We start from the raw sequence: 25,919 nt of genomic DNA, 5'->3' as shown, positions 1-25,919 counted from the left end.
TCGAGAGGCTACCGTTCGTAACGTTTCGAGCGATTCGACGCGTTGGTAAGGGAAATCCCTTATGTGACCGCTGTGAACCATGTGGAAGCCCCGTACATCATTCGCGCGCGCGCCTGGTTAGGTTCGAGAGTGCCCAGCATCTGGGGCTCCGGAACGGACCGGAGTCAGCAGCACGGAAGACGAAGAGGCCTCCCTTTGCACGCATCTCGCAACACTCCCTCGCTACCACGCCGCACCCGCCGCGCTGCCGGTGCCGTGGTGACGGCGACGACCCTGGCCCTCGTGGCGTCCGGCCTGGTCGCGGCAGGCACGGCGACGGCCGCGCCGGCCACGCCCGCCGCGCCCGCCGCGGTCAGCCCCAACGGTGACAACGACATCAACGGGTACCGCAACGTCGGCTACTTCATGTCGTGGGCCCCGGAGAACTACGGCTACACGGTCAAGGACTTCCAGGAGTCCGGCCAGGCCGACCAGATCACGCACGTCAACTACGCGTTCGCGAACATCCACCCGACCGACCTGACGTGCTTCATCTCCGACAAGGACGGCTCGCCCGCACCCGGCGGCAACGACGGGGCAGGTGTCGCCGGCGCCGACTTCGTCGACGGTGTCAGTGCGGCGGACTCGATCGACGGGGTCGCGGACACGGCAGACCAGGCGCTCGCCGGGAACTTCAACCAGCTCCTCAAGCTCAAGGAGAAGAACCCCGACACCAAGGTGCTGGTGTCGATCGGTGGGTGGACCTGGTCCAAGTTCTTCTCGAAGGCCGCCGCGACGCCCGAGTCCCGCGAGAAGTTCGTCTCGTCGTGCATCGACCTCTACCTCGAGGGCAACCTGCCGGAGATCGACGGCCGCGGTGGCCCGGGCGCAGCAGCCGGCCTCTTCGACGGCATCGACATCGACTGGGAGTGGCCTGGCGCGCCGGGCTGGTCGCAGCACCCCGAGAACTTCGTCGACCCCGTGAACGACAAGGCGAACTTCACGGCGCTGCTCGCGGAGTTCCGTGAGCAGCTCGACGAGTACGGCGCCTCGCAGGGCAAGGAGTACCTCCTGTCCTCGTACATCCCGGTGAACCCGACGGTCATCAACGCGGGCTGGGACGCGCCGAAGATCTTCGACTACCTCGACTACGGCAACATCCAGGGCTACGACCTGCACGGTGGTTGGTCGCCGAACCTGGCCGGGCACCAGTCCAACCTGCACGACGACCCGACCTACACGGGCGAGATCTCGGTCGAGCAGGGGATCGACCTGTACCTGAGCCGCGGCGTCGACCCGCAGCAGATCACGCTGGGCATCCCCGCGTTCGGCCGCGGCTGGACCGGTGTCGAGGCAGGCGACTCGAACGGGGCGTGGCAGTCGGCCGCAGGCGTGGCCGAGGGCACGCACGAGCCCGGCTACAAGCAGTACTTCGAGCTGCGCGACCTGGGCACCGAGTACTTCGACGAGACGACCGGGTCGTCCTGGCGCTACGACGGCAACGAGTGGTGGACGGTCGACACCCCGCGCGCCGTCGAGTACAAGGCGAAGTGGGTCGCGGAGAAGGGCCTGGGCGGCTCGATGTGGTGGGACCTCGCGGGTGACTACGAGGACGAGCTGGTCGGTGCGGCCGCTGACGTCTACCGCGCGTCGCAGGCGGGTCCGGTCGACTCGGACGCTCCCGGTGGATGCTACGGCGACTGGACCAAGGCGGGCATCTACACTGCTGGCCAGGTGGCGTCCCACCAGGGCGTCAACTACCAGGCCAACTGGTGGGTCCACACCAACGCACCGGGCACCGAGAAGTACTGGAGCCCGTGGCGCGTGGTCGGTTCCTGCGTCTGACGCGGTAGCGGCCGCAGCCCTGCGCAACCCGACGCCGCCGGGACCACGACCTGCCTGTCGTGGCCTCGGCGGCGTCCGCGTGTCCAGGGTCCGCCCGGGGGGAGCGGGCCTCAGCGCAGCCAGCCGCGCCGCTTGATGTACACGAGCGGGATGACGGCGGCGACGAGCGTCACGAGCACGACCCACGGGAACCCGAGCTCCCACTCGAGCTCGGGCATGCGCGTGAAGTTCATGCCGTAGAACGACGTGATGAGCGTCGGGGGCAGGAACACCGCGGTGATGATCGTGAACACCTTGACGATCTGGTTCTGCTTGACGTCGAGCGAGGTCATGATGGCCTGCTGGAGGTAGCGGACCTTGTCGTGCTCGAAGCTCGCGTGCTCCTTGACTCCGTCGACGTCCGCGATGAGGGTCTCGACGAGTCCCGCGAGCACGGGGTCGGTGTCGGCGATCTCGCTGCGCAGGTGCCGGGCGGCGCGCGCGAGCGAGAGCTGGGACTCCTGGGTGCTCGAGACGATCTCCTCGGCCCGGTTCATGCGGGAGATGGTGCCCTGCATGTCGGTCACGCCGATCTCACGACCGCGCCGGTCGTAGCCGAGCGTGGCCTCCTCGATCTGGTCGGACATGTCCTCGAGCAGGTCGCTCGCGTGGTGGATGACGCGCTCGGCGGCCTCGTTGAGCGCGTACAGCAGCGCGTACATGACGCCGTACGACGTCTGGGTCAGGCGCGGGGTGCGCCGCATGCGGGCGATGGCCTTGTCGAAGATCGGGTAGTGCCGGGACGGCTGGAGGGTCACGACGCGGTCGGGGGACAGCGCGAACATCAGGACCTCGCGCTCGATCCGCTCGCCGCGCCGGTAGGTCGCCACGACGGGCAGGTAGACGTGCTCGTCGGTCTCCCAGACGCGCCCGGAGGCCAGGGAGAAGTCGACGCCCGCGTCCCGCGCGCGCTCGAGCGCGGCTGCGTCCTCGGAGGCGACCTGGAGCCAGCGGGCACGCAGGGCCTGGGGGTCGAACCGTGGGGCGCCCGCCGGGGTCGCCGACGCGGGGCGGTGACCGTACGTCGTCGCGGGCCGGGTCGCCTCGACGACCGCGGGCGTCGTCGCGCTCACGGGTTCACCGCCGGCGCGCCGACCTGCGGGGAGCCCGTGCCCGACGGCGTCGCACCGGTCGGGGCGCTCGTCGTCACCCCGGTCGCCGGGACGTCGTCGTGCCCTGCGGCCAGCAGGTGCGTCCCGAGCAGGGCCGTGCAGATGAACAGGTACAGGCCGATCGTGAACGTGATCGACTGGCGCTCGAGGTCGGGGCGGCGGGGACCGGGCGCGGGGGTGGTGGCCCGATTCGTTCGGAGTGGTGCGGAGCCCTTGCGAGTCGGCGCGGGGCAGGGTGCACTGAGGTAGGTGCTCGTCGACATGGTGGTCCTTCCCGGCGCCGTGCTCTCGACGGTGCCGACCGGACGCCGGGCGATCCGCCTGCGTGCGGACACGGGGGCAGGACCTGGCGAGGGAGGTGACGGTGCATGGAGCGCACTGGCGACCGCCCCGAGGGCCGTGCCGAGAGGGCTGACCCGAGGGTCAGCGGGCAGGACGGAGGGGAGCGAGCGCGCAGTGCGGGGATCTATGACTGCTGCCGTCCGGCATCGCTCTCACCTCCTTCTCATCTGCTTCTGGTTCCGTGCTCGTCTGAGGTACCGAGATCTCTCGGCAGAACAGACGGAGGGACGAGGTCACCCTAGACCTGGTCGAAGGCCCCGGCAACCCGCCCCCAGCGGAAGCCGCCGAAGACACTGACGGGTAACAGAACAGGATGCCCGCTTTTACGTCGGGTTGTTAACATTCCTGAGAGTCGTCCGGCCATCGTTGCCCCGGACGGGAGGGTCTGACATGCCAGCCAGCCAGCAAGACGTCCTGACCTCAGATCAGGTGCGCACGTCCCGCACGTCCACCGAGCACCGGCCTGAGCGGCTCTCGTCCAGGCGGGCGGAGATCGACCTCGCTCTCTCGGCGGTCGCCGACGGGCGGGGCGCCTTCGTCTGGACCGGTGAGCCGGGCATGGGAGCGAGCACCACGCTCGAGCTCGTCCACGAGGCGCTGCACGGGGCGAGCGGTCCGCACCCGCCCCTGGTCCTGCGGGTCGCCCAGGCGATGGGACCGCAGCGGTCCGGCGGGGCGGTGCGCTCCCTCGTGTCCCAGGTCGCCCAGGTCACCGGGTGCGCGGTGCCGGACCGGCTCGTGCGCCCGCTCGACGTCGCCGACCCGGAGTACGGCTACCTGCCGGAGGTCGGCGCGGTCGCGCTCGCCGAGTACCTCGAGGAGGCGGTGCCCGACCGGACGGTCGTGCTGCTCGCCGACGACCTCCACCTGGTCGACGAGATCAGCCGCGCCGTGGTGGTCGGGCTCGTCGCCCAGCGGCGCGCGGCGCTCGTGCTCCTCGCGACCGCGGTCCCCGGTGGCTTCGACCGTCCGCTCCCGTACCCGATCGAGGTGCGGGAGCTCGCGCCCCTCGGTCCGTCGGAGGCGCTGCACCTGCTGCTCGTCGAGGAGCGCCTGGCCGTGGCCCCCCACGTCGCGGCGCGGCTCGCCCAGAACCTCGCGGGCAACGCGGCGGCGATCTCCCAGACGGCCCGGCTGCTGTCGACCGAACAGCTCGCGGGCACCGCGATCCTCCCGGACCCCCTCCCCCCGGTGCAGGCGGTCCGCACGCTGCTCGGCGACCGGCTCGACGAGCTCGCCCCCGAGGAGCGGCGGGCCCTGCTCGTCGCGGCGGTCGCGGTGGTCGAGCGCACGGACGTGCTGCTCGCGGCGTCGGGGCTGAGCATCGAGGAGGTGCTCGACGGTCCTCTCTCGGGGCAGCTCTCCCTGGTCTCGGGCCGTTTCGCGTTCACCGACCCGAGGGTGCGCTCGCTGGTCCACGGCGACGCCCGGCTCGCGGACCGCACGGCCGCGCACCTGCGGCTGGCGACGGTCCACACGGCGGCCGGCGAGGAGGACATCGCGACCTGGCACACGGCGCTCGCGACGCTCGCGGGGGACCCTGCGCTCGCGCCCGGGCTCGTGTCCCTGGCCCAGCGGCTCCTCGCGCGCGGGGACGTGGTGTGGGCTCACGAGGTCGCGCGAGAGGCCGCGAGCCAGGCGGCCGCGTCCGAGCGCGGAGAGGCGTACGTGGTCGCGGGGACGGCCGCGCTCCAGTCCGGTCACGTCCACGACGCGGCCGACTGGCTGCGCCGCGCCGCACGCTGCGAGGGCGGCGTGAGCTCGGCCCGCATCCTGGGCCCGCTCGTCACCGCGCTCACGCACGTCCAGGGCCAGGTGCCCGACGACGTGATCGCCCCGTTCATCGCGCTCGCGGACAACGACGACGCCTGCACCTGTTGCGTCGACCACGAGGGTCGCCCCCGCGACGCGGCCGGGGGGTGCGAGATCGGCGACGTGGTGAAGGGGCTCACGAGCGCCGCGACCCTTCACGCCGAGCGGGGTGACGGCGTCGCCGCGTCCCAGGCGTTCGACGCGGCGAAGCGTCTCGCTCGGCGATGCACCCAGGGCGTGGGAGGGCTGGACGTCGTCAGGTCGTGGCTCGCCAACTACGGCGTGGGGGAGCGCGGGAAGAGAGCGGACCTGCCCGGGTCGCGGCTCTCGCCCGAGCAGGAGGCGTACGCCCAGGTCAGCCGGGCGATCGCCCTGGCCGACGAGGACGCCCTCGACGTCGCGGGCCAGGCGCTCGCGAGCGCGGTCGCGAACCTCGCACCGGTCAGGAACGGCGGCCGGTGGTTCGACGCACCGTCAGGTGCCGTGACCCCGTACGTCGAGGCGCACCTTCGCCTGGCCCAGGTGCTGGTGCACTTCTGGTCGGGAAACATCACCAAGGCGCGCCGCGAGCTCGAGGAGGCGGCCTTCCGCCTGCCCGTCGGGCTGCCGTTCGCCGGGACGGGGGTCGCGGTCGCGCGGCGCCTCGACATGGCGGTCGACGGCAGCGTGGGGACGCTCGCCACCGCCCTCGAGGAGACGTGCTCGTGCCCGACGTCGCGGCCGGTCCGGCTCGGCCTCCTCGTGGACCGGGCCATCGGCGCGTCGTTCGCCCGCCACCACACCCAGGCGGCCACCCTGCTCGAGCTGGCAGCCGAGACCGACCGGCGCGACTGCGCCCACATGCTGCACCTGCCCGGGATGGACGACGTCGAGGCGTGGGTGCTCGCCGGCCGTCCCGACGCGGCGGAGAAGGCGCTCGCGCGGCGGCGGGTCGAGGCCAAGGACCTGTCCCCGGCGAACCGGGTCGCGACGCTCGCGCGAGCAGAGATCGCACTCGCGAGGCCCGAGGACGCGGTCGCGCTGCGCGACGCGGTCGCCTCGGCGGGTCGCGGGATCGCATCGCCCTTCGAGCACGGGCGCACCGAGCTCTGTCTCGGCCGGGCCCTGACGCGCTGGGGCGACCTCCCTGCGGCCCACGAGCACCTCCTCTCGGCGGTCGAGCTCCTGACCCAGTCCGGGGCGTGGGCGTGGGCCCGGCAGGCGCAGGGTGAGCTCGCGGGCGTCGTCGAGCACCTCGGCGCCCTGCAGGTCGCCGCGCGTCGCACCGAGACGTCGCCCGTCCCGACCACGACCCCTGGGGGAGGCGTCCCGCACGCCGTCGTCGCGTCGTCGGGCAGGGCGCGTCTCGCCGCACGCGAGAGCGACGTGTCCGACGACGCCCTCGACGAGCTGCGCGCCCGCTGGGCGGACGAGCTCACCGATCGAGAGCTCGACGTCGCGCTCCTGGTCGTCCAGGGGGGATCCAACCGCGAGGCCGCGGACCAGCTCTACCTCTCGGTCCGCACCGTCGAGGTCCACCTGGGGCGCGTCTTCCGCAAGCTCGGCGTGCGCTCGCGGGTCGAGCTCGCGGTCCTCGCGCACCGGGTCGGACGGTGACCGGTCGAGCGGTGCCGCGACGGGGGACCCGTAGGGCCTGACGGGGTACGTAGGGGGGAACACCTACACGCTCCCGTGTATGTACGCGAGGTGAACAATGTGGGAAACGCTGATTCCCGAGGGCGTGCTCGCTCCCTAGTGTCGGGGTGTTCCTGGGCAACGACGTCCGGGTGACCGGGCCCCCCAGCCCCCAGCCAAGTGAGGCAGACACATGCGACTGAGAACTCCACGAGGACGCGCGAGGAAGATGGCCGCGGGACTGACCGCCGCGGCCATGCTCGCGACGTCCCTGGTCGCCGGCACCGTCGCCGCGACCGCTAGCCCCCTCCCCGCAGCCACCGCGACCGCCGCGACCGGCGACAGCGCGATCAACGGCTACCGCAACGTCGCCTACTTCACCCAGTGGGGTGTCTACGGGCGCGACTTCAAGATGAAGGAGCTCCAGGACTCCGGCGCCGCTGCCGACCTGACGCACCTCAACTACGCGTTCGGCAACATCCACCACCAGACGCTCACGTGCTTCGAGGCCAACAAGGCCCAGGGCACGGGCCCCAACGGGTCCGACGGCGCGGGCGACGCGTGGGCCGACTACGGCATGGGATACACCGCCGCCAACTCGGTCGCGGGCGTGGCCGACGCCTGGGACCAGCCGCTCGCCGGCTCGTTCAACCAGATCAAGCAGCTCAAGGCCAAGAACCCCCAGATCAAGGCCATGCTGTCGATCGGCGGCTGGACCTGGTCGAAGAACTTCTCCAAGGCCGCCGCGACCGACGCGAGCCGCAAGAAGCTCGTGTCGTCCTGCATCGACCTCTACCTCAAGGGCAACCTCCCCGTGGTCGACGGCCGCGGCGGGCCCGGCTCGGCGGCCGGCGTGTTCGACGGCTTCGACATCGACTGGGAGTGGCCCGGCTCTCTCAACGGCGAGGTCGGCAACATCGTCGACGTCGCGAACGACAAGGCGAACTTCAAGGCCCTCCTCAAGGAGTTCCGCACCCAGCTCGACGCCTACGGCGCGACCACGGGCAAGAAGTACCAGCTCAGCGCGTTCCTCCCCGCCAACCCGGACGACATCGCGTCGGGCGGCTGGAACGACCCCGAGAACTACCAGTACCTCGACTTCGGGAACATCCAGGGCTACGACCTGCACGGCGCCTGGAACAAGACCCTCACGGGGCACCAGGGCAACCTGTACGACGACCCCACCGACACCCGCCCCGCGAACCGCCGGTACAGCGTCGACAAGGCCGTCAAGGCCTATCTCGACGCCGGCGTGCCCGCGAAGCAGCTCACCCTGGGCCTCGCGATGTACGGCCGCGGCTGGAAGGGCGCGACGTCGTCGGCCCCCTGGGGCGTGGCGACGGACGCCGGACCCGGTACCTGGGAAGCCGGCAACGAGGACTACGACAAGCTCAAGAACCTCGGCACCGGGTACTTCGACCCGGTATCCGTGGCCTCGTGGCGTCACGACGGCAACCAGTGGTGGAGCTTCGACGACCCGAAGTCCGTCGCCGTCAAGGGCGACTACATCGCCGCCAAGAAGCTCGGCGGGGCCATGTGGTGGGACCTCACGGGCAACCAGGACGGCTCGCTCCTCAAGGGCCTCGCGACGAAGTTCCGCGCGGCACCGGCCGGGCCCGTGATCGGTGACCCGACGGGTGGCGGTGGCACGACCGGCGGGACCACGGGTGGGACGACTGGTGGCACGACCGGCGGGACCACGGGTGGGACGACTGGTGGCACGACCGGTGGGACGACTGGTGGGACGACTGGTGGCACGACCGGTGGGACGACTGGTGGGACGACTGGTGGGACCACGGGTGGGACCGGCACGGAGTGCGCCGCCGCCTGGACCGCGACGGGGACCTACAGCGGCGGCGCGACGGTTTCCTACAGCGGCAAGAACTACAAGGCCAAGTGGTGGACCCAGAACGAGACCCCCGGCACGGCTGGCGGCCCCTGGGAGCTCGTCGGCACGTGCGGCACCTCCGGTGGCACGACCGGCGGCACGACCGGTGGGACGACCGGCGGCACGACCGGTGGGACGACGGGTGGCACGACCGGTGGGACGACCGGCGGCACGACCGGTGGGACGACGGGCACCGGGACCTGCACCGCCCCCGCCTGGTCCGCCACGGCCGTGTACAACGGCGGGGCCCAGGTCTCGCACAACGGTCAGAAGTACACCGCCAAGTGGTGGACGCAGAACAACGTCCCCGGGGCCGAGCAGTACGGCCCGTGGCAGGCGCTCGGCGCCTGCTGAGAGTCGAGCCGGGGGGCGGGATCCCCGCCCCGTCCCCCGGCTCCCTCCCCACGACCCCCGCCGAGGACCGACGCCGAACGAGGCTCCGTCACCGGTGGGTACCACGTAGCGGTTCGCCGCTGCCGAACCCGAGGTTCCATCCGACCGGCCAGAGGGCCGGGCCGACCGGACCTCGGGTTCGGCGACCGTCCCCTGGGCTCGCCACGAGCCCTCCCAGATCTCCGCCGGGCCCCGCCCTGCGGTCCTTGGCGCTGCGCGCGCACCGCGCGTCGCGCTCCGCACAACGAAGGCAGATTCGATGCACGTGAAACTCTCCGGGCACCGCGCCCGGGTCGGCGCGGCCCTCGCGACCACGACCGCGCTGTTCGCGACGATGCTCGTCGCGGCCGCCAGCTCGTCGGCGGTGGCCGCCGACTGCGCCCCGGCCTGGTCGGCGACGGCGACCTACACCAACGGTGCGACCGTCTCGAAGGACGGCGTGAACTACTCCGCGAAGTGGTGGACCCAGAACAACGTCCCCGGCGCCGAGGCGTCCGGCCCCTGGGCCTCCCAGGGAGCGTGCGGTGCGACCGGCGGCACCACGGGTGGCACGACCGGTGGCGCCACGGGTGGCACGACCGGTGGCACCACGGGTGGCACGACGGGTGGCACGACCGGTGGCACGACTGGCGGGACGACCGGCGGCACGACCACCCCTGGGACCCCTGCGACAGGCCACGAGGCGTGCCGTCCGGACGGCATGTACAAGACCCCGGGCGTTGACGTCCCGTACTGCGACGTCTACGACACCGCGGGCCGCGAGAAGCTGCCCAACGGGCTCGACCGCCGCGTGATCGGCTACTTCTCGAACTGGCGCACGGGGGCCAACGGCCAGCCGCGCTACCTCGCGAGCGACATCCCCTGGAACAAGCTGTCGCACATCAACTACGCGTTCGCGCACGTCGGTGCCGACAACAAGATCTCCGTCAACGCGCAGGCCGCGGGCAACGCGTCGACCGACATGACGTGGCCGGGCGTCGCAGGGGCCGAGATGGACCCCGCGCTGTCCTACAAGGGGCACTTCAACCTGCTCGCGAAGTACAAGAAGGCGAACCCGGGCGTGAAGGTGATCCCCGCCGTCGGGGGATGGGCCGAGACCGGTGGCTACTTCGACGCGAACGGCAACCGCGTCGCGTCCGGTGGGTTCTACACGATGACCGAGTCGCAGGCGAAGATCGACACGTTCGCCGACTCGACGGTCGCGTTCATCCGGCAGTACGGGTTCGACGGCATCGACATCGACTACGAGTACCCCACGTCCAACAAGGGGGCCGGGAACCCGGACGACTTCGCGTTCTCGGACGCCAAGCGTGACAAGCACTTCCAGGGGTACGTGAACCTCCTCAAGACGCTCCGCGAGAAGCTCGACAAGGCCGGGGCGGAGGACGGCGAGTACTACATGCTGACGACCGCGACGCCGTCGTCCGGGTGGCTGCTGCGTGGCATGGAGGCCTTCCAGGTCGTCCAGTACCTCGACTACGTCAACCTCATGTCGTACGACCTGCACGGCGCGTGGAACGAGCACGTCGGCGGCAACTCGCCCCTGTTCGACGACGGCAAGGACCCCGAGCTCACCGCTGCGGGCGTGTACACGGCGTACAAGGGCATGGGCTACCTCAACGGTGACTGGGCCGCGCACTACTTCCGCGGCGCCATGCCGGCGGGCCGCGTGAACCTCGGCGTCGGCTTCTACACGCGCGGTTTCCAGGGCGTCCAGGGTGGCACCGACGGCATGGGCGGCAAGGCCGTCCCGCCCGCGGGCTTCACGTGCCCGGCGGGCACCAACGGCAAGTGCGGCTACGGCGCCGAGGGCGTCGACAACCTCTGGTTCGACTCCGACCCCATGGGCAACGCGGTGCCGGCCGGCGTCAACCCGATCTGGCACGCGCTGAACCTGCAGAAGGGGATCGCGGGCGACTACGCGGCCTCCTACAAGGTCCCGACGGCCGTCACGGGTTCGTACGTGCACCACTTCGACCCGGTCACCAAGAACGAGTGGTGGTGGAACGCGAGCAAGAAGGTCTTCCTGTCCGGTGACACGACGCAGGCGATCGGCGCGAAGACGGACTACGTGGCCGACACGGGCCTCGGCGGCGTCATGATCTGGGAGCTCGCGGGCGACTACGGCTACAACCAGACCAAGGGCCAGTACGAGATCGGCCAGACCATGGTCGACCTCATGCACTCGAAGCTCAGCACGACGACGGCCTACGGGGCCACCAAGGCGAACGCGGACCGGGTCATGCCCAAGCAGGCGATCGACCTGGGCATCGACTACACGCAGTTCGCGCTCGGTGACAGCAACTACCCGATCAACCCCAAGGTCGTGTTCACCAACAGGTCGAAGACCGCCATCCCGGCGGGCGCGACCATCTCGTTCCAGTACGGCACCACGGACACGGGCGAGATGAGCGACTGGTCGGGCATGAAGACGACGACGACCAAGCAGGGCCACGTGGGCCCGAACGTCGGCGGACTCAAGGGCGACTTCCACACGGCCGAGTTCACGGTCCCCCTCGGCGGCATCCCCGCGGGCGGGAGCATCACGAACCAGCTCAAGTGGACCATGCCGATCGCGCAGTTCTCCAACGTGATCGTGACGATCGCCGGTACGTCCTACTCGACGACCTACGACTACCCGCGGGGCGTCACGGTCGTCGAGCCCACGGGCGGGACCGGCGGGACCGGCGGCACCACGGGCGGCACGACGGGTGGGACGACCGGCGGTACGGGCGTCTGCACCGCCGTCGCCTGGTCCGCCACGGCGACGTACGCGGGCGGTGTGCAGGTCAGCCACGGCGGCCGCACGTGGACCGCGAAGTACTGGAACCAGGGGGACACCCCGGGGGCCCAGCAGTGGGGGGCGTGGGCCGACGGCGGCTCCTGCTGACGTCCTCCCTCGACGAGTGACCTCCGTGGGGTGGGTGCGTGGGCGCCTCGGCCCGCCCGCCCGCCTCACGGACGTCGTCGCGTACGGGGTTTCCCGTACCTCACCGGCAAGGATGTGGGAACCCCTCATCACCCTTTCCGGCAGCCATCAGTAGCGTGAAATCGTCCGAGGCCCCGACGTGACTCTCCCCAGTGGGTCACGCCGGGGCCGACCTACATGAGTGAGGCAGTACCCGTGCACCAGGACCGTGTGATCCGTACTTCGGCCGCAGAAGCGGCAGCTTCCCCCCAGGCCCGACGGCGCGGCGGCGCCCGTGCGCACCTGCTCCCGTTCGTCGGGGTCGTCCTGGGAGCGGGACTCCTGGTCTCGGCGTGCTCCGGTGGCGGGGCGACGGACAAGGGCACCGCGAGCACCGACCCGTCCGGCTCCGGGCCGGCGGCAGCCGACACCCACGACGAGCACGAGGGCCAGCACACCAACACCGTCGACGTCGGGCCCCTCGCCCTCTTCGCGGCCGACTACTGGTCTGTCGTGCAGCCCTCCGAGGGACTGACCCAGGTGCGCGCGGGCGGGTGCCCCGAGTCCGAGGCGTGCCCGAGCTTCGACGTGCTCAACGGCGACCCGGTCGCCGACGTCGACACGGCCCAGGCCTACGTCCCGGAGGGCGCGTTCTGCCCCGGCACCGGGAAGCTCACGGTGGCCTCGTCCAAGGAGACGAGCAAGCTGGACGTCGAGATCGACGGCCAGCCCGCGACGCTCACGCGCTTCGAGCTGAGCTGCGTGGACGCCTCGGGGGCTGAGCAGATGACGGTCGAGCAGATGCAGTGGTTCGTGCCGGACTCGCCCAACGGGCCGACGCTCATCGCGGACCGCTGGTCGTTCGAGGGGCTCGAGCAGCGCCTCTACGCCGCGACATGGGCGACCGCACCGGCCTGACCCTTCCTTGGACGCGGCGCGGCTGCTGCGCCAGGAGCTCGACGCACATCGACGCACAGCACGAAGGCCCCCGGTGATCATCACCGGGGGCCTTCGTGCTGTGACGTGAGCGTCGGTCGTCAGGCGTTGCCCTTGCGGCCGCGCCGTGCGACCAGCACCAGACCGCCACCGACCAGCAGGAGCGCTGCCCCGACGCCGACGAACTTGCCGACCGTCGCGCCCGTCGCGGCGAGCCCGCTCTCCTGGGCGCCTGCCTTGTTGGAGACGGTCGTGACCTTGCCGCCGACGGTCGTCGTCCCCGGGGGAGTCGTCTTGCCCGGAGGGTTCGTGTTGCAGTTGGGGCTCGACGGCGGGTAGGCCACCGAGACCGTGGTCTCGGGGTTGACCTGGAAGAGGACGTTCACGGTCGGGCGCACCCAGCCGAACGTTCCACCTTCGACCCACTCGCCGTTCTCGAACACCCAGCCCGGCCAGCCCGTGGGGTTGCCGGCGGCGTCCACCGTGGCTCCGGGCCACAGGACGCGGCCGGAGAGGGGCAGCCCGGCCTGGACGACGTTCGCGCCCGAGGGATTGAGCCACGTGATGGTCACGGTGTCGTTCGGGGTCCCGGTCACGTCGACGTCGTACTCGAGGTAGGGCACGTCGCCGTCGCACACGGGCTGGAGCACCGTGAGCTCGATCGTGGGTGGCGGTGTCGTCTCGACGTAGCCACCGGTCGGTTCGGGGTTCTCGACGGAGGCGTTCGCCGCAGGGCCGACGAGAGCCGTCGCACCCACGAGCCCTGCGACGAGGAGGCCCCGCGCCCAGAGTGTGGTCCTTGAAGTGCTCATGGCGTCTTCACCAGTCTTGGTCGTGGCGGTCGATGAATAGGAGGGGTCGAAGCCTCGGCGCGCCTTCCTACCGTCACTGGACCCTGAACTTTTGAGGGTAGCGACTATCGGTCACGAAGTGGACGGTTGTCCGGGTGAAAAGCAATTCCTGGGGAATCGTTGTCTCGCCGTGATTTTCCGGAGGTCACCCGCAGGCGGGGACCTCGATCGTCGCGAGCCCCGGCTGATCGACCGTCGGGGTCGACCAGAGGTCGAGCGACCGGGTGTCCGAGGAGCCGCCGCCGTCGGTGGTCGCGACCGTGAAGGTCACGCTCGTGCTCTGCCCGGGGGCGAGCTCTCGCGGGAGCGTCGCGACGGCACGGCCCTGGTTCTCGACGACCGCGCTGCCGACCAGCGTCCCGTCGGCGGTCACGTTCAGGATGCTCCCCCCGCGCGGCGGGTAGAGGAACAGGTCGGTGCGGACGTTGCCCGGCGGGGTCCCGGAGATCCCACCACCGGTCACGTACCACGGCAGGTCGGTCGCGGCGTCGGCCGGGGCGGTGCTCGTGAGGTCCACGCGGAACGTGTCCGCGCGGCCGGACGCCGTGCACTCGCTCGTCACGTGCTGCACGCTCGAGTCGAGGTAATAGCTCATCTTCCCCGCGGTCGCGTCGTTGAAGAAGACGCCGACGGCGTCCGCCGCGCGCTCGGACGACGAGATGTCCCCCGAGACCACGGTGTCGGCGATCCGGGCCTGCTCGTCCTCGTGGCTCGACCACACGAGCGCCCGGTGCTCGCTCGTCGCGCGCTGGACCGCGCCGAGCAGGCTCTGCGGGTCCGTGTCGCCCGAGAGCGCCGTGGTGAGGACCTGCGCGGCCACCGCGGCGAAGAACATGTCCGTCTCGGGGCCGGGCTCGAGCTCCGCGTACGCGTCGGAGAGCAGGACGTCCACGGCGTTCCCGGCGTCGATGGTGGCGCCCGCGACGTCGATCGGACCGGTGGCCTCCAGCAGGTAGGAGAGCGCGACGGGGTCGAGGGTCAGGACCCCGTCGACGGTCTGCCCCTTCGAGGCCTCCCACATCGCTGCGGCCAGCGGGGCCGCCGTGGGGAAGTCGGGCGTGTAGACCGTGTCCTGGACGTAGACGGCCATGTTCGGTCCGAAGAGCTCCTCGTCGGCCGGGTCCAGGGGGCTGATGCCCTCCGGGAACGGGCCCACGTCCTGCGTCGAGGCCTGGTCGAGCAGCGTGATGCGCCCGGCGTCCGTGCCGATCACGGCGAACGACCCGGGGATGCCGCCGGGAGAGCGGAGCTCGGCGCTGTTGAGCGCCATGACCAGGTACGTCCGAGGCCCGTCGGCCCCGAGCATCGCGGGCAGGAGCGTCGTCGCGCGGTCCGCGGTCGCCACGAGCCCGTCGAGCGTCCAGACCTTGTCCTGGAGGTCGGCGACCGGACCCGCGAGCACGTCCTGCAGCGCGGACACGTCGATGTCGCCGACCCGCCCGACGACGGTCGACATGGTGTCGGCGGCCTCGGCGACCGCGGGGGCGGCAGCGGTGAGGGGGGCGAGGTCGACCACCCCGCCCTGGACCTGGATCCCGCCCTCCGAGACGAGCGCCGCGGCCTGCGTGAGGGGCGGCAGGACGTCCTGCGTGATCTCGTCGACCGCCCACGCCGCGGTCGAGAACGCGCTCACGTCGGCACCGACGAACGGCAGCCGGCCGGCGACCCACCACAGGGGGCCGTCGGTGTGGCTGCGGGCGTCGGCCGTGAGGGGCTGGACCTCGGCCAACGCGGCCTCTGCGGCGGCCCCGTCCCCCGCGCGCAGCGCCTCCTCGACCGCGGGCAGCCGGTCGATCACGTCGGTCAACGACGAACGGGCGGCGAGCGCGTCGCGCACCAGGAGACCCGCGCACACGAGCAGCGCGACCAGGAGCAGGAACAGCACCAGGACGACCCACCCGGCCCGGCGCCCCTTGCGACGCGGGCGGCGAGAGGTCGTGGGCGTCGTCGGGCCTGCGTCGTCGGTGGCGCTCATGGCATCAGGGTAGAGGCATGATCGGAGCCGTACCCGCGGGCGACGAGAGCCGACCGTGGCGATGCTGCAAGGATCAGGACCGCCGCGACACAGGGAGGTTGACGATGCCGGCCATCCCACCTGGAGCCTCAGTGACGCCCCCGACCCGCGACGACGCCTGGTTCGAGGCGCTCTTCACCGCGCACACGACTGCCGTCTACCGCTACTTCCGGCGCAGGCTCCCCGCGGGCGCGGGAGGCGCGGCCCCCGACACCGAGGACCTCACCGCGGAGGTCTTCGCGACGGCCTGGCGGCGCCGGGAGGACGTCCCCGAGGGGGCCGAGCTGCCCTGGCTCTACCGCACGGCCGGCTTCGTCCTCGCCAACCACCGCCGCAAGATGCGCCCGGTCCTCGTGGCCGACGTCCCCGAGGAGGCCGACGACGTCGACCCGCAGTCGCTCGCGCTGAGCGACGACCACGTGCGCCGCGTGCTCGGGGTGCTCGCCCCGCGCGACCGGCGCATCCTGCTCCTCAACGCCTGGGACGGTGTCACGGGGGACCAGCTTGCACAGGTGCTGGGCGTGAGCCGCGGTGGCGCGGACGCGGCGCTGTCGCGTGCCCGCTCCCGACTGCGGGACGCCTGGGCCGCCCAGGCGCGTGCCGGCGACACGGGCGAGGTGCCCGTCGCCCAGGTCCGGGCCCGCGCCGCCGCGCAGCCCGCACAGCCGTCGCGTCCCGTGCAAGACAGCGAGCGGTGACGACACAGACGGGGTAGAGGATCCGGGCCCCCGGATCGACGAGCTGGAGACTCACCATGAGCACCGACGACCAGGTCCCAGGAACTGCCCCAGGAGACGCGACAGGATCCCCCGACGGGCACCTGACGCCCGACGAGGCGTACGAGCGCGTCCGCGACGCGGACCCGGCAGCGGACGTGACGCCCGACCTCGCGGCGATCGCTGCCAAGGACGCGACCGTCCGCGCGCACCTCGGCGAGTCGTTCGGGCCGGTTCAGGCCGACGCCCCGGGCGAGCCGGACGGCCCGGCGGGAGCGACGCCGTCGGGCGGGGAGAGCGACGGGATCGACGAGCTGGCCGTCCACCGCGAGAAGAAGCGGCGCCGTGTGCCGCTGGTGGGCGCTGTCGCGGCAGGTGTCGCGGGCGTGCTCGCGTTCGGCGTCGGTGGGTATGCGCTCGGGAGCACAGGGAGCTCGGGCGGCGGGGCGTCGGTCGCGACCGCGGACGCACCCATCACCCTCCAGGACCTCTCGGCGGGCAGCCGGGGGGCCGCGCCCGAGGCGGCGGCCATGGGCGCCGCCGACGCGAAGATGTCGAGCATGCCCGGCTTCGGGGGGCGGACGGTGTTCACGTCCGCCGGGCTCGGGACCGAGGGCACGTCGGCCCCGGCGTGGGCGTACGACGCCGCGGGCACCTTCTCGGCCGAGACCGCAGCGAAGGTCGCCGCTGCGCTGGGCGTCGCGGGCGAGCCGCGGCAGGAGTACGGGGCGTGGACGGTCGGACCGACGGACGGTCAGGGACCGGTCGTGAGCCTCCAGCCCGACGGGACCACGAGCGTCTCGTTCAACGATCCCGGCAAGGATCCGTGGGCGTGCGCGTTCGTCGCGATCCCCGGGAGCGGCGCGGCGACCACCGAGGAGAAGGAGGCCGACCCCCAGGCCGGGTGCGGTCAGCAGGACCTCGGCCCGGCGCCGTCGCCCGACGCTGCGATCTCGACGAGCAAGGACGTGCTCGGCTCGCTCGGTCTCGATCCGGCGGGCTACGAGTACGCGACCGAGTCGTACGACGCCGACGGCAAGATCCTTGCCGTGACCGCGTCCCAGGTGGTCGACGACCAGCGGACCGGGGTCGCGTGGAACCTGACGTACTCCGGTGCGGGTCTCGCCTCGCTCTCCGGGTCGCTCGCACCCACCGTGTCGATCGGCGAGTACGCCGTGGTGAGTCCCACCGAGGCGGTCGAACGCCTCGGGGACCCCCGGTTCGGGAGCCCGGGGATCATCGCGTACGCGCGGCAGGGCGGCCCTCAGGGCGCACCCCACGCCGCCACGACGGACGTCGCTCCGGTCGAGCCCGAGGTGCCGACGGTCCCCCCGACGGCGGGCGAGGGGGCAGCCGTGTCGTGGCCCGTGGACGAGGTGACCATCACGTCGGCGCGCCTGGGCTGGGCCGTGCACTATCAGGCCGACGGTGGAGCGGTCCTGGTGCCGTCGTACGAGCTGAGCGACGCCGACGGCAGCACGTGGTCGGTCGTCGCGGTGGCGGACGACGAGCTGGACTTCTCCCCGGCCGGCTGACCGAGGCCCGACGAGGCTGACGGTCCCGGCCGCCCAGGGTGACGTACCGGGGTGCCGCGGGTGACGCGTGAGCGTTGCCCTCGGCACCTTTCTTTTGTCGCCGATTCCGAGAGTCGACGACAGAGCCCTCCGGCTTTTGATTGACCATCGACAAAAGGGGGGTTAGGGTCGCTGCACGGCCACCGCCCCGGCAGGTCCGGGCACGCCTCGCTCGCGCGAACGTGCCCACCACGGGACGGAGCCCGTCGAGGGCGACGAGGCCCTCGACTCCGCACTTCGGTCCTGCCAGCGAGGACCGACGGGACCAGGAGCGACGATGCACCTTTCACCCCACCAGCCCACCTGGAACCACGGCCGCACCGGCATCTGGTTCGTCGGGGCACGAGGATCCGTCGCGACGACCGCCACGCTCGGCCTGGCCGCGATCGCCTCGGGGCTGAGCACCCCCACCGGGTGCGTCACCGCGCAGCCCCCGCTCGACGCCGTCGCCCTCCCGGCGTTCACGGACCTCGTCGTCGGCGGGCACGACATCAGCGACACCCCGCTCGGCAAGCGCGCCGAGATGCTCGTCGAGGCGGGCATGATCCCGTACCGCCTCCTGGAGGCGGTGCGCCCCCAGCTCGACGCGGCCGACGCGGAGATCCGCCCCGGCTACGACCCCGCGCACCGCACGGGCTCCCAGGCGTCGGCGGCCGAGGGCCTCGCGGCGGACCTCACGTCCTTCCGCGAGCGCCACGGCCTGGCCCGCGTCGTCGTGATCGACCTCGCCTCGACCGAGCCCCTGCCCGCCCCGGCCCCCGAGCTCGACGACCTGGACCTGCTGCGCGCGGCGCTCGAGGACCCCGAGCGCGACGTCCTGCCCGCGAGCTCGGTCACCGCGTACGCGGCGCTCCTCGCCGGGGCGCCGTACGCGGGCTTCACGCCGTCGGCGAGCATGAACCTGCCCGCGCTGCACGCGCTCGCGGCCGAGCGCGGCGTCCCGTTCGCCGGGCAGGACGGCAAGACCGGCCAGACGTGGTTGCGCTCGGTCCTGGCGCCTGCGCTGGCGTCGCGCGGGCTGCGCGTCCTGTCCTGGGCCGGCTCGAACCTCCTGGGTGGCGGAGACGGTGCGACGCTCGCGGACCCCCATGCGGTCCAGAGCAAGCTCGTCTCGAAGAACCGCGGCCTGCAGGACCTGACAGGGACCACGGTGACCCCGCTCCACATCGACAACGTCCCCGACCTGGGCGACATCAAGGTCGCGTGGGACCACGTCCACGTCGAGGGATTCCTGGGGTCCCGCCTGACGCTGCAGACCACGTGGAGCGCGTACGACTCGATGCTCGCCGCCCCGCTCGTGCTGGACCTGGCCCGCCTGCTGGCGCTCGCGGACGCCGCTGGCCTGTCCGGGCCGGTCCCGGAGATGGGTTTCTTCTTCAAGGACCCGTGGGGTTCGGACGTGCACGCGTTCGCGGAGCAGTCGCGCGAGCTGGGGGTGTGGGCGCACCGGACGAGCGCTCAGGCGGACCAGGCGCGCGCGGAGGTCGGCGAGCCGTGACCTTGCGCGACTACCTCGACCTGGTCAGGGCGCCGGCGGTCCTGTCGGTCGTGGGGGACACCCTTGCGGGCGCGGCCGCGGGCGGCCGGCTCGGCTCGGCGCGCAGCTCCGCCGGGGCCGGGGCCGACGTGCGCCCGTGGCGCCTCGCGCTCCTGCCGCTCTCGTCGGCGTGCCTGTACGCGGGCGGCATGGCCCTCAACGACTACGCGGACCGTGAGCTCGACGCGGTCGAGCGGCCCGAGCGACCGCTGCCCTCGGGCCGGGTCTCGCCCGAGCGGGCCCTGGGTGTGGCGTCGGGCCTCACGGTCGCGGGTCTCGCGCTCGCGGGTGCTGGGGGAGGGCGACGCTCGTTCGTCCTCGCGGTGCCGCTCGCGGCGAGCGTGTGGACGTACGACCTGGTCGCGAAGAACCACGTGACCGGGCCCGTCGTCATGGCGGCGTGCCGCGGCCTCGACGTGCTCATGGGCGCGGGCCGGGGTCGCGTGCGTGCGGCGCTCCCGGCCGCGGCGGCCCTCACCGTGCACACGGCCGGGGTCACCGTGCTCTCGCGGGGCGAGGTCCACGGCACGACGCCGCTCGTCGCGGCCGCGGTCGCGACGGGCACGACGGGCGTCGCGGGGGCCGTGGCCGTGGGTGCGCTGCGCTCGCTGCGCAGTGGCCCGACGGCGCCGCTCACCTCTGCGCCGTCGTCGGTCCGGTCGTCGGGCGGGCAGGTCGACGCGCTCGGCCGGGCACGCGCCGTCGTCCCCGCGCTGGCCGCGCTCGCCTCCGCGGGGGTGTACGTGGCCTCGTGCCTGCCGCAGCAGGCCGCCACGGTCGGCTCTCCCGACGCGACGAACGCGTTCGCGGCGACCAAGGCCGGCATCCGGTCGATGGTCCCGCTCCAGGCCTCGCTCGCGGCACGCGGCGGGAGCCTGGGCTCGGTCGCGGTCCTCGCGGGAGTCGAGCTCGCCGGGCGCGTGCTGCGCGCCCGGGGGCGGCGTCGCGTGAGCCCGCACCCCGGTCTGAGCGAGTCATGAGCGTGCCCCCGGCACCGTCGCGGCCCGTGCCCCCCGTCCCTCGCATGCCGTTCACCCTCGGCTACGGCACCAACGGCTTCACCGACCACCCGCTCGACGTGACCCTCGACGTCCTCGCGCACGAGGGGTACGGCGCCGTGGCCCTGACGCTCGGGCACCCGCACCTGGACCCCTTCGCCGACGACGCCGACGCGCAGGTCGCCCGCCTGCGCGGTCGTCTCGACGACCTGGGGATGCGCGTGGTCGTCGAGACGGGCACGCGCTTCCTGCTCGACCCGTTCCGCAAGCACCACCCGACGTTCCTCGACCCCGACGAGGCGCTCGCCGACCTGCGGGTCCGCTTCCTGTGCCGCGCGGTCGAGGTCGCGGCGGGCCTGCGTGCCGAGTGCGTGTCCTTCTTCTCAGGCGTCCTGCCCGCGGGCACGACGGCGGAGCAGGGGTGGGACCGTCTGCTCGCCCGGGTGCCGCGCGTCGTGGCTCACGCCCGGGACCACGGGGTCCGGCTCGCGCTCGAGCCCGAGCCGGGGATGCTCGTCGAGACGGTCGCCGACGCACTGCGGCTGCGTGCGGACGCCGGGTCGCCCGACGAGCTGGGTCTGACGGTGGACCTGGGGCACTGCGTGGTCGTCGAGCCCGGCGGGGTGCGCGGCGCGCTGCTCGCCGCGGCGCCGCACCTGCTGAACGTGCAGGTCGACGACATGCGGCACACCGCGCACGAGCACCTGCCGTTCGGGGAGGGCGAGCTTGACCTTCCCCTGGCCCTGGGCACGCTCGGCGAGATCGGCTACACGGGCGTCGCGGCGGTCGAGCTGCCCCGCCACTCGTACGACGCCCCCGGGCTCGCGCACCGCAGCATGGCCGCGATGACCGACGCCTGGGTCGTCCGGCACCACACCACGACAGGTTCCGCATCCACACCCCAGGAGGCACTCCGATGACCGTCCCCGACCTGACCGACGCACCGGGCCGCCCGACCACCGCGGGCGACCCCGACGCCCTCGTGGGCCTGCTCTCCGACGAGCAGGCCGCCTGGCTGGCCGCGGCGTGCGGCGAGGTGGCCGCGGACCCGGGCTCCGCCGTCGGGCACCTGGCGCGGGCCGGGCGGGCCGTGGGACGCACGCCCCTGGACCCGGGCGCGGACCCCGCCGGGGTCCTGCACGGGACGCTCGACGACGCCGCGCGCGCCCGCCTCGTCGTGGCGCTCGCGGGCGCCCTGCCCGCCGACGGCGAGTCCCTCGCGACGCGCCTGACCGAGACCTACCAGCGCGGGGACACGTCCGAGCGGCGGGGCGTGCTGCGCGGGCTCGACGCGCTGGCGCTCGCCGGGAAGCCCAGCGGCACCCTGCCGCCCGCCGTGGTCCGTGCCGGGACCACGCTCGCGGCCGACGCGCTGCGGGCCAACGACCAGAGCCTCGTGGCGGCGGCCGTCGGACCCTTCGCGGCTGCGCACCTCGACGACCACGCGTGGCGCCACGCCGTCCTCAAGCTCGTGTTCATGGGCGTGAGCCTCGACGCGGTCGCCGGGCTCGACGAGCGCGCCGACGACGAGCTCGCGCGCATGGCCCGCGACTTCGCGGCCGAGCGCCGGGCGGCGGGGCGCGTCGTGCCCGACGACGTCGCGCGCATCGCGCCCGAGCTCACCCCCGCAGCCCCGACCTCTCTCGCGAACCACAGCAAGGACGCCTGATGCGCATCTTCGACCCCCACATCCACATGACCTCCCGCACGACCGACGACTACGAGGCCATGTACGCCGCGGGCGTGCGTGCGCTCGTGGAGCCCGCGTTCTGGCTCGGGCAGCCCCGCACGACCGTCGGGTCGTTCCTCGACTACTTCGACTCCCTGCTGGGCTGGGAGCGGTTCCGGGCCACGCAGTTCGGCATCCGTCACCACGCGACCATCGCGCTCAACCCCAAGGAGGCGAACGACCCCCGCTGCACCGAGGTGCTCGACGAGATCCCGCGCTACCTCGCCAAGGACGGCGTGGTCGCGGTCGGCGAGGTCGGCTACGACTCCATGACGCCCGCCGAGGACGAGGCGTTCACGCGCCAGCTCGCGATGGCGGTCGACGCGGCCCTCCCGGTCATGGTCCACACCCCGCACCGCGACAAGCTCGTCGGGACCCACCGCACGCTCGACGTCGTCCGTGAGTCGGGGATCGCCCCCGGGATGGTCGTGGTCGACCACCTCAACGAGACCAACGTCGCGCTCGTCAAGGACGCCGGGGCGTGGATGGGGTTCTCGGTCTACCCCGACACCAAGATGGACGAGCACCGCATGGTCGCGATCCTGCTCGAGCACGGCACCGAGCGCGTGCTCGTGAACTCGGCCGCGGACTGGGGACGCTCGGACCCGCTCAAGACGCTCAAGACCGGGCGGGCGATGCTCGCGGCCGGGTTCAGCGACGACGAGGTCGACAAGGTCCTGTGGCGCAACCCGGTCGAGTTCTACGGGCAGTCCGGCAACCTGCTGCTCGACCCCGTGCCCGGGTTCGTCGAGGGCGAGGCCCCCGCCGCGACCGCGAGCTACGAGGGCAGCTCGGTGCTGCGCGGGGCCCGGGTCTGATGCAGCTCTCGTACTGCACCAACGTCCACCCCGCCGAGGACCTTGACGGCGTGGTCGACCAGCTCGCGCGGTACGCCCGGCCGGTGCGCCGGGCCGCGGGGCTCGACGTGCTCGGGGTCGGGCTGTGGTTGCCGGCCGCGCTCGCGCACCGGCTCTCGGCGTCGCCGCGCGCGGCCGAGGACATGGCTCGGCTGCGGGCCGCGCTCGACGAGCACGGGCTGCAGGTGCACACGCTCAACGCGTTCCCCTACGGCGGGTTCCACGACGACGTCGTCAAGCTCGCGGTCTACTCGCCCACCTGGGCCGACGCCGAGCGGCTCGCGTACACGCTCGAGTGCGCCGAGGTCCTCGCGGCCCTCCTGCCCGACGGCGTGGACGGGTCGATCTCGACGCTCCCGCTCGCGTGGCGCGAGCCGGACGGGGTCGCGTGGTCGCCCGCCCAGGACGCCGCGGCGACGCGCGCGTTCGAGGACCTCTCGGCCGGGCTGCGCGACCTCGCCGCCCGCACGGGCAAGGTCGTGCGCGTCGCCGTCGAGCCCGAGCCCGGGTGCGTGCTCGACACGGTCGAGGACGTCGTGACGTGGCTCGAGGCGCGGCTCGCACCCGGCCCGGCAGGTCGGGCTCGTGAGCAGGTGGGAGGCATCGACCCCGCGTTCGTGGGCGTCTGCCTCGACACGTGCCACCTCGCGGTCTCGTTCGCCGACCCGGCCGCGGCCGTCGAGCGCATCACGGGGGCCGGCCTGCGCGTGGTCAAGGTGCAGGCCTCGGCCGCGCTGCACCTCGCCGAGCCGTCCGCGCCGGGGGCTCGCGACGCCGTCGGGCAGTTCGTCGAGAAGCGTTACATCCACCAGGTGCGCGAGCTCGCCCCGGGCGGCGACGTGCTGCCCGTCGACGACCTGCCCGACGCCCTGGGCACCGGTGCGGCGCCCGGGCTGCCGGGGGAGGGGCCGTGGCGCGTGCACTTCCACGTGCCCCTGCACCACGAGCCCGCCCCGCCCCTGGCCGCGACGACCGACGTGCTGCGCGACGCCGTCGCTGCCGTGCGCGCCGCGCCGCACGGCCACGAGGCCCACCTCGACGTCGAGACGTACACGTGGGCCGTGCTGCCGCCCGGCTCGCCCGCGTTCCCGTCCTCGTCACCGCCGGCGGGCGTCGCGTCACCGTCGGCGGTCGAACCGCTCGTCGCCGGGATCGCCGCCGAGCTGCGGTGGGCCACCGAGCACCTGCTCGGGCCCGGGCCCGCGTCCTCCACCACCACCCCTCAGACCTCAGGAGTCCTCGCATGAAGCCCGTGCTGCTGCTCGACGTCGTCGGGCTCACCGAGAAGGCCCTCGCCCACATGCCGCGCCTGCGGCAGCTCGCCGCGGGCGGCTGGCAGACCCAGCTCGCGACCGTGCTCCCCGCCGTCACCTGCACCGTCCAGGCGACCATGACGACCGGCCTCGCCCCCGCCCAGCACGGCGCCGTGGGCAACGGCTGGTACTTCCGCGAGCTCGGCGAGGTGTTCCTCTGGCGCCAGCACAACAAGCTCGTCTCGGGCGAGAAGATCTGGGAGGCCGCCCGGGCCGCGAACCCCGACCACCGCACCGCGAACGTCTGCTGGTGGTACGCCATGGGCGCCACGACCGACGTCACCGTCACGCCCCGCCCGATCTACCACGCCGACGGGCGCAAGTCGCCCGACGCGTACATCCGCCCGCCCGCGCTGCACGACGAGCTCACCGGGCGGTTCGGCGAGTTCCCCCTGTTCACCTACTGGGGCCCGACCGCCGCGATCGCGTCCTCGGCCTGGATCGTCGAGGCGACCCGGCACGTCCTGCGCACCCACTCGCCCGAGCTCACCATGGCCTACGTGCCGCACCTCGACTACGACCTCCAGCGGTTCGGCCCCGACGCCCCCGAGGCCGACGCCGCCGCGGCCGAGCTCGACGCCGTCCTCGCCCCGCTGCTCGACGACGCGGCCAACAACGGCGTCGCGGTCGTCGTGGTCTCGGAGTACGGCATCGCCGAGGCGAACCGTCCTGTGCACCTCAACCGCATCCTGCGCCGCGAGGGTCTGCTCGAGGTCTACGTGCAGGACGGCAAGGAACAGCTCGACCCGTGGACGTCCAAGGCGTTCGCGGTCGCCGACCACCAGGTCGCGCACGTGTACGTCGACGACCCGTCGCGCCTCGCGCGCGTGCAGGACCTGCTGCGCGCCGTGCCCGGCGTCGACGAGGTCCTCGACCGGGAGGCGCAGGCCCGCTACGGCCTCGACCACCAGCGCTCGGGCGACCTCGTCGTGGTCGCCGAGCCCGGCGCCTGGTTCACGTACTACTACTGGCTCGACGACGCCCGTGCCCCCGAGTACGCACGCGGCGTCGACATCCACCGCAAGCCCGGCTACGACCCCGCCGAGCTCTTCTTCGACCCGGCCGACCCGCTCGCCAAGGCCAAGGCCGGCATGAACCTCGTCAAGAAGAAGCTCGGGCTGCGCTACGCCATGAGCACCGTCCCGCTCGACGCCTCCTACGTGCGCGGCACGCACGGACGACTGCCCGACTCCGCGGCCGACACGCCCCTGATCCTGTGCTCGGAGGCCGAGATCCCGGCGTCGGTCGCCGCGCTCGTCGAGCGCGGGGGACAGGTGCCCGCCGCGGCGATCAAGGGCCTGGTGCTCGAGATGCAGAACCTCGGCGTGAAGGTCTGAGGAGCCGCGGCACGGACTTGTCAGGACGAGCGTGAGCATGGGGCCACGCTCGCTCTGACACGGTTCCCCGGCGCCCCTCGGGCACCCGGGGAAACCAGAAGGGGGGGGGGGGGGGGGGGGGGGGG

General features: G+C 72.8%; 18 protein-coding genes. 14 read left to right on the top strand and 4 right to left on the bottom strand.

Going from position 1 to position 25,919, the window contains the following annotated elements:
• The first annotated feature begins 258 nt into the window (after window positions 1-258).
• The gene (locus H9640_RS04960; protein WP_318243650.1) at window positions 259-1,824 is read left to right on the top strand and encodes a glycosyl hydrolase family 18 protein; all 1,566 of its coding nucleotides are present in this window, start codon (window positions 259-261) and stop codon (window positions 1,822-1,824) included.
• Window positions 1,825-1,934: 110 nt separating this feature from the next.
• Here H9640_RS04960 and H9640_RS04955 read toward each other — a convergent pair whose 3' ends face one another.
• The gene (locus H9640_RS04955) at window positions 1,935-2,936 is read right to left on the bottom strand and encodes a CorA family divalent cation transporter (RefSeq protein ID WP_191789605.1); all 1,002 of its coding nucleotides are present in this window, start codon (window positions 2,934-2,936) and stop codon (window positions 1,935-1,937) included.
• On the bottom strand, window positions 2,933-3,238 hold the full coding sequence (locus tag H9640_RS04950; protein ID WP_191789604.1) for a hypothetical protein: 306 nt from the start codon (window positions 3,236-3,238) through the stop codon (window positions 2,933-2,935). Before H9640_RS04950 ends, H9640_RS04955 begins: the two co-directional genes overlap by 4 nt.
• Window positions 3,239-3,707: 469 nt before the next feature.
• Here H9640_RS04950 and H9640_RS04945 point away from each other — a divergent pair, with 469 nt between their 5' ends.
• The 4 genes from H9640_RS04945 to H9640_RS04930 all read left to right on the top strand — a co-directional run bounded on the left by H9640_RS04945 (window position 3,708) and on the right by H9640_RS04930 (window position 12,850).
• The gene (locus H9640_RS04945; RefSeq protein WP_191789603.1) at window positions 3,708-6,725 is read left to right on the top strand and encodes a helix-turn-helix transcriptional regulator; all 3,018 of its coding nucleotides are present in this window, start codon (window positions 3,708-3,710) and stop codon (window positions 6,723-6,725) included.
• Window positions 6,726-6,972: 247 nt separating this feature from the next.
• The gene (locus H9640_RS19570; protein ID WP_318243649.1) at window positions 6,973-8,985 is read left to right on the top strand and encodes a glycosyl hydrolase family 18 protein; all 2,013 of its coding nucleotides are present in this window, start codon (window positions 6,973-6,975) and stop codon (window positions 8,983-8,985) included.
• 298 nt (window positions 8,986-9,283) lie between these two features.
• The gene (locus H9640_RS04935) at window positions 9,284-11,914 is read left to right on the top strand and encodes a glycosyl hydrolase family 18 protein (RefSeq protein ID WP_225226727.1); all 2,631 of its coding nucleotides are present in this window, start codon (window positions 9,284-9,286) and stop codon (window positions 11,912-11,914) included.
• A gap of 234 nt (window positions 11,915-12,148) precedes the next feature.
• Window positions 12,149-12,850 (top strand): hypothetical protein, encoded by a 702-nt coding sequence (locus tag H9640_RS04930; protein WP_191789602.1) that lies wholly within the window; start codon window positions 12,149-12,151, stop codon window positions 12,848-12,850.
• A 119-nt stretch (window positions 12,851-12,969) separates the two neighbouring features.
• Here H9640_RS04930 and H9640_RS04925 read toward each other — a convergent pair whose 3' ends face one another.
• Together H9640_RS04925 and H9640_RS04920 are read right to left on the bottom strand one after the other, a co-directional pair.
• Entirely contained in the window at window positions 12,970-13,680 is a 711-nt protein-coding gene (locus H9640_RS04925; protein ID WP_191789601.1) for a peptidase, read from the bottom strand.
• Window positions 13,681-13,864: 184 nt separating this feature from the next.
• On the bottom strand, window positions 13,865-15,694 hold the full coding sequence (locus H9640_RS04920; protein WP_191789600.1) for a DUF4012 domain-containing protein: 1,830 nt from the start codon (window positions 15,692-15,694) through the stop codon (window positions 13,865-13,867).
• A gap of 131 nt (window positions 15,695-15,825) precedes the next feature.
• On the opposite strand from H9640_RS04920, the gene H9640_RS04915 reads away from it, so the two are divergent.
• From H9640_RS04915 to H9640_RS04875, 9 genes are all read left to right on the top strand, one after another.
• The gene (locus H9640_RS04915) at window positions 15,826-16,431 is read left to right on the top strand and encodes an RNA polymerase sigma factor (RefSeq protein ID WP_307824224.1); all 606 of its coding nucleotides are present in this window, start codon (window positions 15,826-15,828) and stop codon (window positions 16,429-16,431) included.
• Between the two features lie 56 nt (window positions 16,432-16,487).
• Complete coding sequence (locus H9640_RS04910; protein WP_191789598.1) at window positions 16,488-17,984, top strand: hypothetical protein; 1,497 nt, start codon at window positions 16,488-16,490, stop codon at window positions 17,982-17,984.
• A 316-nt stretch (window positions 17,985-18,300) separates the two neighbouring features.
• A complete protein-coding gene (locus tag H9640_RS04905) occupies window positions 18,301-19,521 on the top strand; it encodes an inositol-3-phosphate synthase (protein ID WP_191789597.1) in 1,221 nt (406 codons plus the stop codon).
• Window positions 19,518-20,540 carry an SCO3242 family prenyltransferase gene (locus H9640_RS04900; RefSeq protein WP_318243648.1) on the top strand — a complete coding sequence of 341 codons (1,023 nt, stop codon included), beginning with the start codon at window positions 19,518-19,520 and terminating at the stop codon, window positions 20,538-20,540. Before H9640_RS04905 ends, H9640_RS04900 begins: the two co-directional genes overlap by 4 nt.
• 44 nt (window positions 20,541-20,584) lie before the next feature.
• The gene (locus H9640_RS04895) at window positions 20,585-21,478 is read left to right on the top strand and encodes a sugar phosphate isomerase/epimerase family protein (protein ID WP_191789596.1); all 894 of its coding nucleotides are present in this window, start codon (window positions 20,585-20,587) and stop codon (window positions 21,476-21,478) included.
• A complete protein-coding gene (locus H9640_RS04890; RefSeq protein ID WP_191789595.1) occupies window positions 21,475-22,227 on the top strand; it encodes an EboA domain-containing protein in 753 nt (250 codons plus the stop codon). Before H9640_RS04895 ends, H9640_RS04890 begins: the two co-directional genes overlap by 4 nt.
• Window positions 22,227-23,105, top strand: coding sequence for a TatD family hydrolase (locus H9640_RS04885; RefSeq protein WP_191789594.1), 879 nt, complete (start codon window positions 22,227-22,229; stop codon window positions 23,103-23,105). Before H9640_RS04890 ends, H9640_RS04885 begins: the two co-directional genes overlap by 1 nt.
• Complete coding sequence (gene eboE / locus H9640_RS04880; RefSeq protein ID WP_191789593.1) at window positions 23,105-24,391, top strand: metabolite traffic protein EboE; 1,287 nt, start codon at window positions 23,105-23,107, stop codon at window positions 24,389-24,391. Before H9640_RS04885 ends, eboE begins: the two co-directional genes overlap by 1 nt.
• Complete coding sequence (locus H9640_RS04875) at window positions 24,388-25,794, top strand: alkaline phosphatase family protein (RefSeq protein ID WP_191789592.1); 1,407 nt, start codon at window positions 24,388-24,390, stop codon at window positions 25,792-25,794. The genes eboE and H9640_RS04875 overlap by 4 nt, the downstream gene beginning before the upstream one ends.
• The last annotated feature ends 125 nt before the right edge of the window (window positions 25,795-25,919 follow it).

The organism is Oerskovia gallyi, from assembly GCF_014836745.1.
GTDB classification, from domain to species: domain Bacteria; phylum Actinomycetota; class Actinomycetes; order Actinomycetales; family Cellulomonadaceae; genus Oerskovia; species Oerskovia paurometabola.
Note: the sequence above shows the minus strand (reverse complement) of the source record. Positions and strands in the feature narration are given on the sequence as shown.

Bases quoted from the DNA above. Each gene is read 5' to 3' on its own strand.
- H9640_RS04905 (WP_191789597.1), top strand. From the start codon at position 18,301: ATGCACCTTTCACCCCACCAGCCCACCTGGAACCACGGCCGCACCGGC.
- eboE (WP_191789593.1), top strand. From the start codon at position 23,105: ATGCAGCTCTCGTACTGCACCAACGTCCACCCCGCCGAGGACCTTGAC.
- H9640_RS04950 (WP_191789604.1), bottom strand. From the start codon at position 3,238: ATGTCGACGAGCACCTACCTCAGTGCACCCTGCCCCGCGCCGACTCGC.
- H9640_RS04910 (WP_191789598.1), top strand. From the start codon at position 16,488: ATGAGCACCGACGACCAGGTCCCAGGAACTGCCCCAGGAGACGCGACA.
- H9640_RS04925 (WP_191789601.1), bottom strand. From the start codon at position 13,680: ATGAGCACTTCAAGGACCACACTCTGGGCGCGGGGCCTCCTCGTCGCA.
- H9640_RS04945 (WP_191789603.1), top strand. From the start codon at position 3,708: ATGCCAGCCAGCCAGCAAGACGTCCTGACCTCAGATCAGGTGCGCACG.
- H9640_RS04875 (WP_191789592.1), top strand. From the start codon at position 24,388: ATGAAGCCCGTGCTGCTGCTCGACGTCGTCGGGCTCACCGAGAAGGCC.
- H9640_RS04890 (WP_191789595.1), top strand. From the start codon at position 21,475: ATGACCGTCCCCGACCTGACCGACGCACCGGGCCGCCCGACCACCGCG.
- H9640_RS19570 (WP_318243649.1), top strand. From the start codon at position 6,973: ATGGCCGCGGGACTGACCGCCGCGGCCATGCTCGCGACGTCCCTGGTC.
- H9640_RS04920 (WP_191789600.1), bottom strand. From the start codon at position 15,694: ATGAGCGCCACCGACGACGCAGGCCCGACGACGCCCACGACCTCTCGC.
- H9640_RS04885 (WP_191789594.1), top strand. From the start codon at position 22,227: ATGCGCATCTTCGACCCCCACATCCACATGACCTCCCGCACGACCGAC.
- H9640_RS04895 (WP_191789596.1), top strand. From the start codon at position 20,585: ATGCCGTTCACCCTCGGCTACGGCACCAACGGCTTCACCGACCACCCG.
- H9640_RS04935 (WP_225226727.1), top strand. From the start codon at position 9,284: ATGCACGTGAAACTCTCCGGGCACCGCGCCCGGGTCGGCGCGGCCCTC.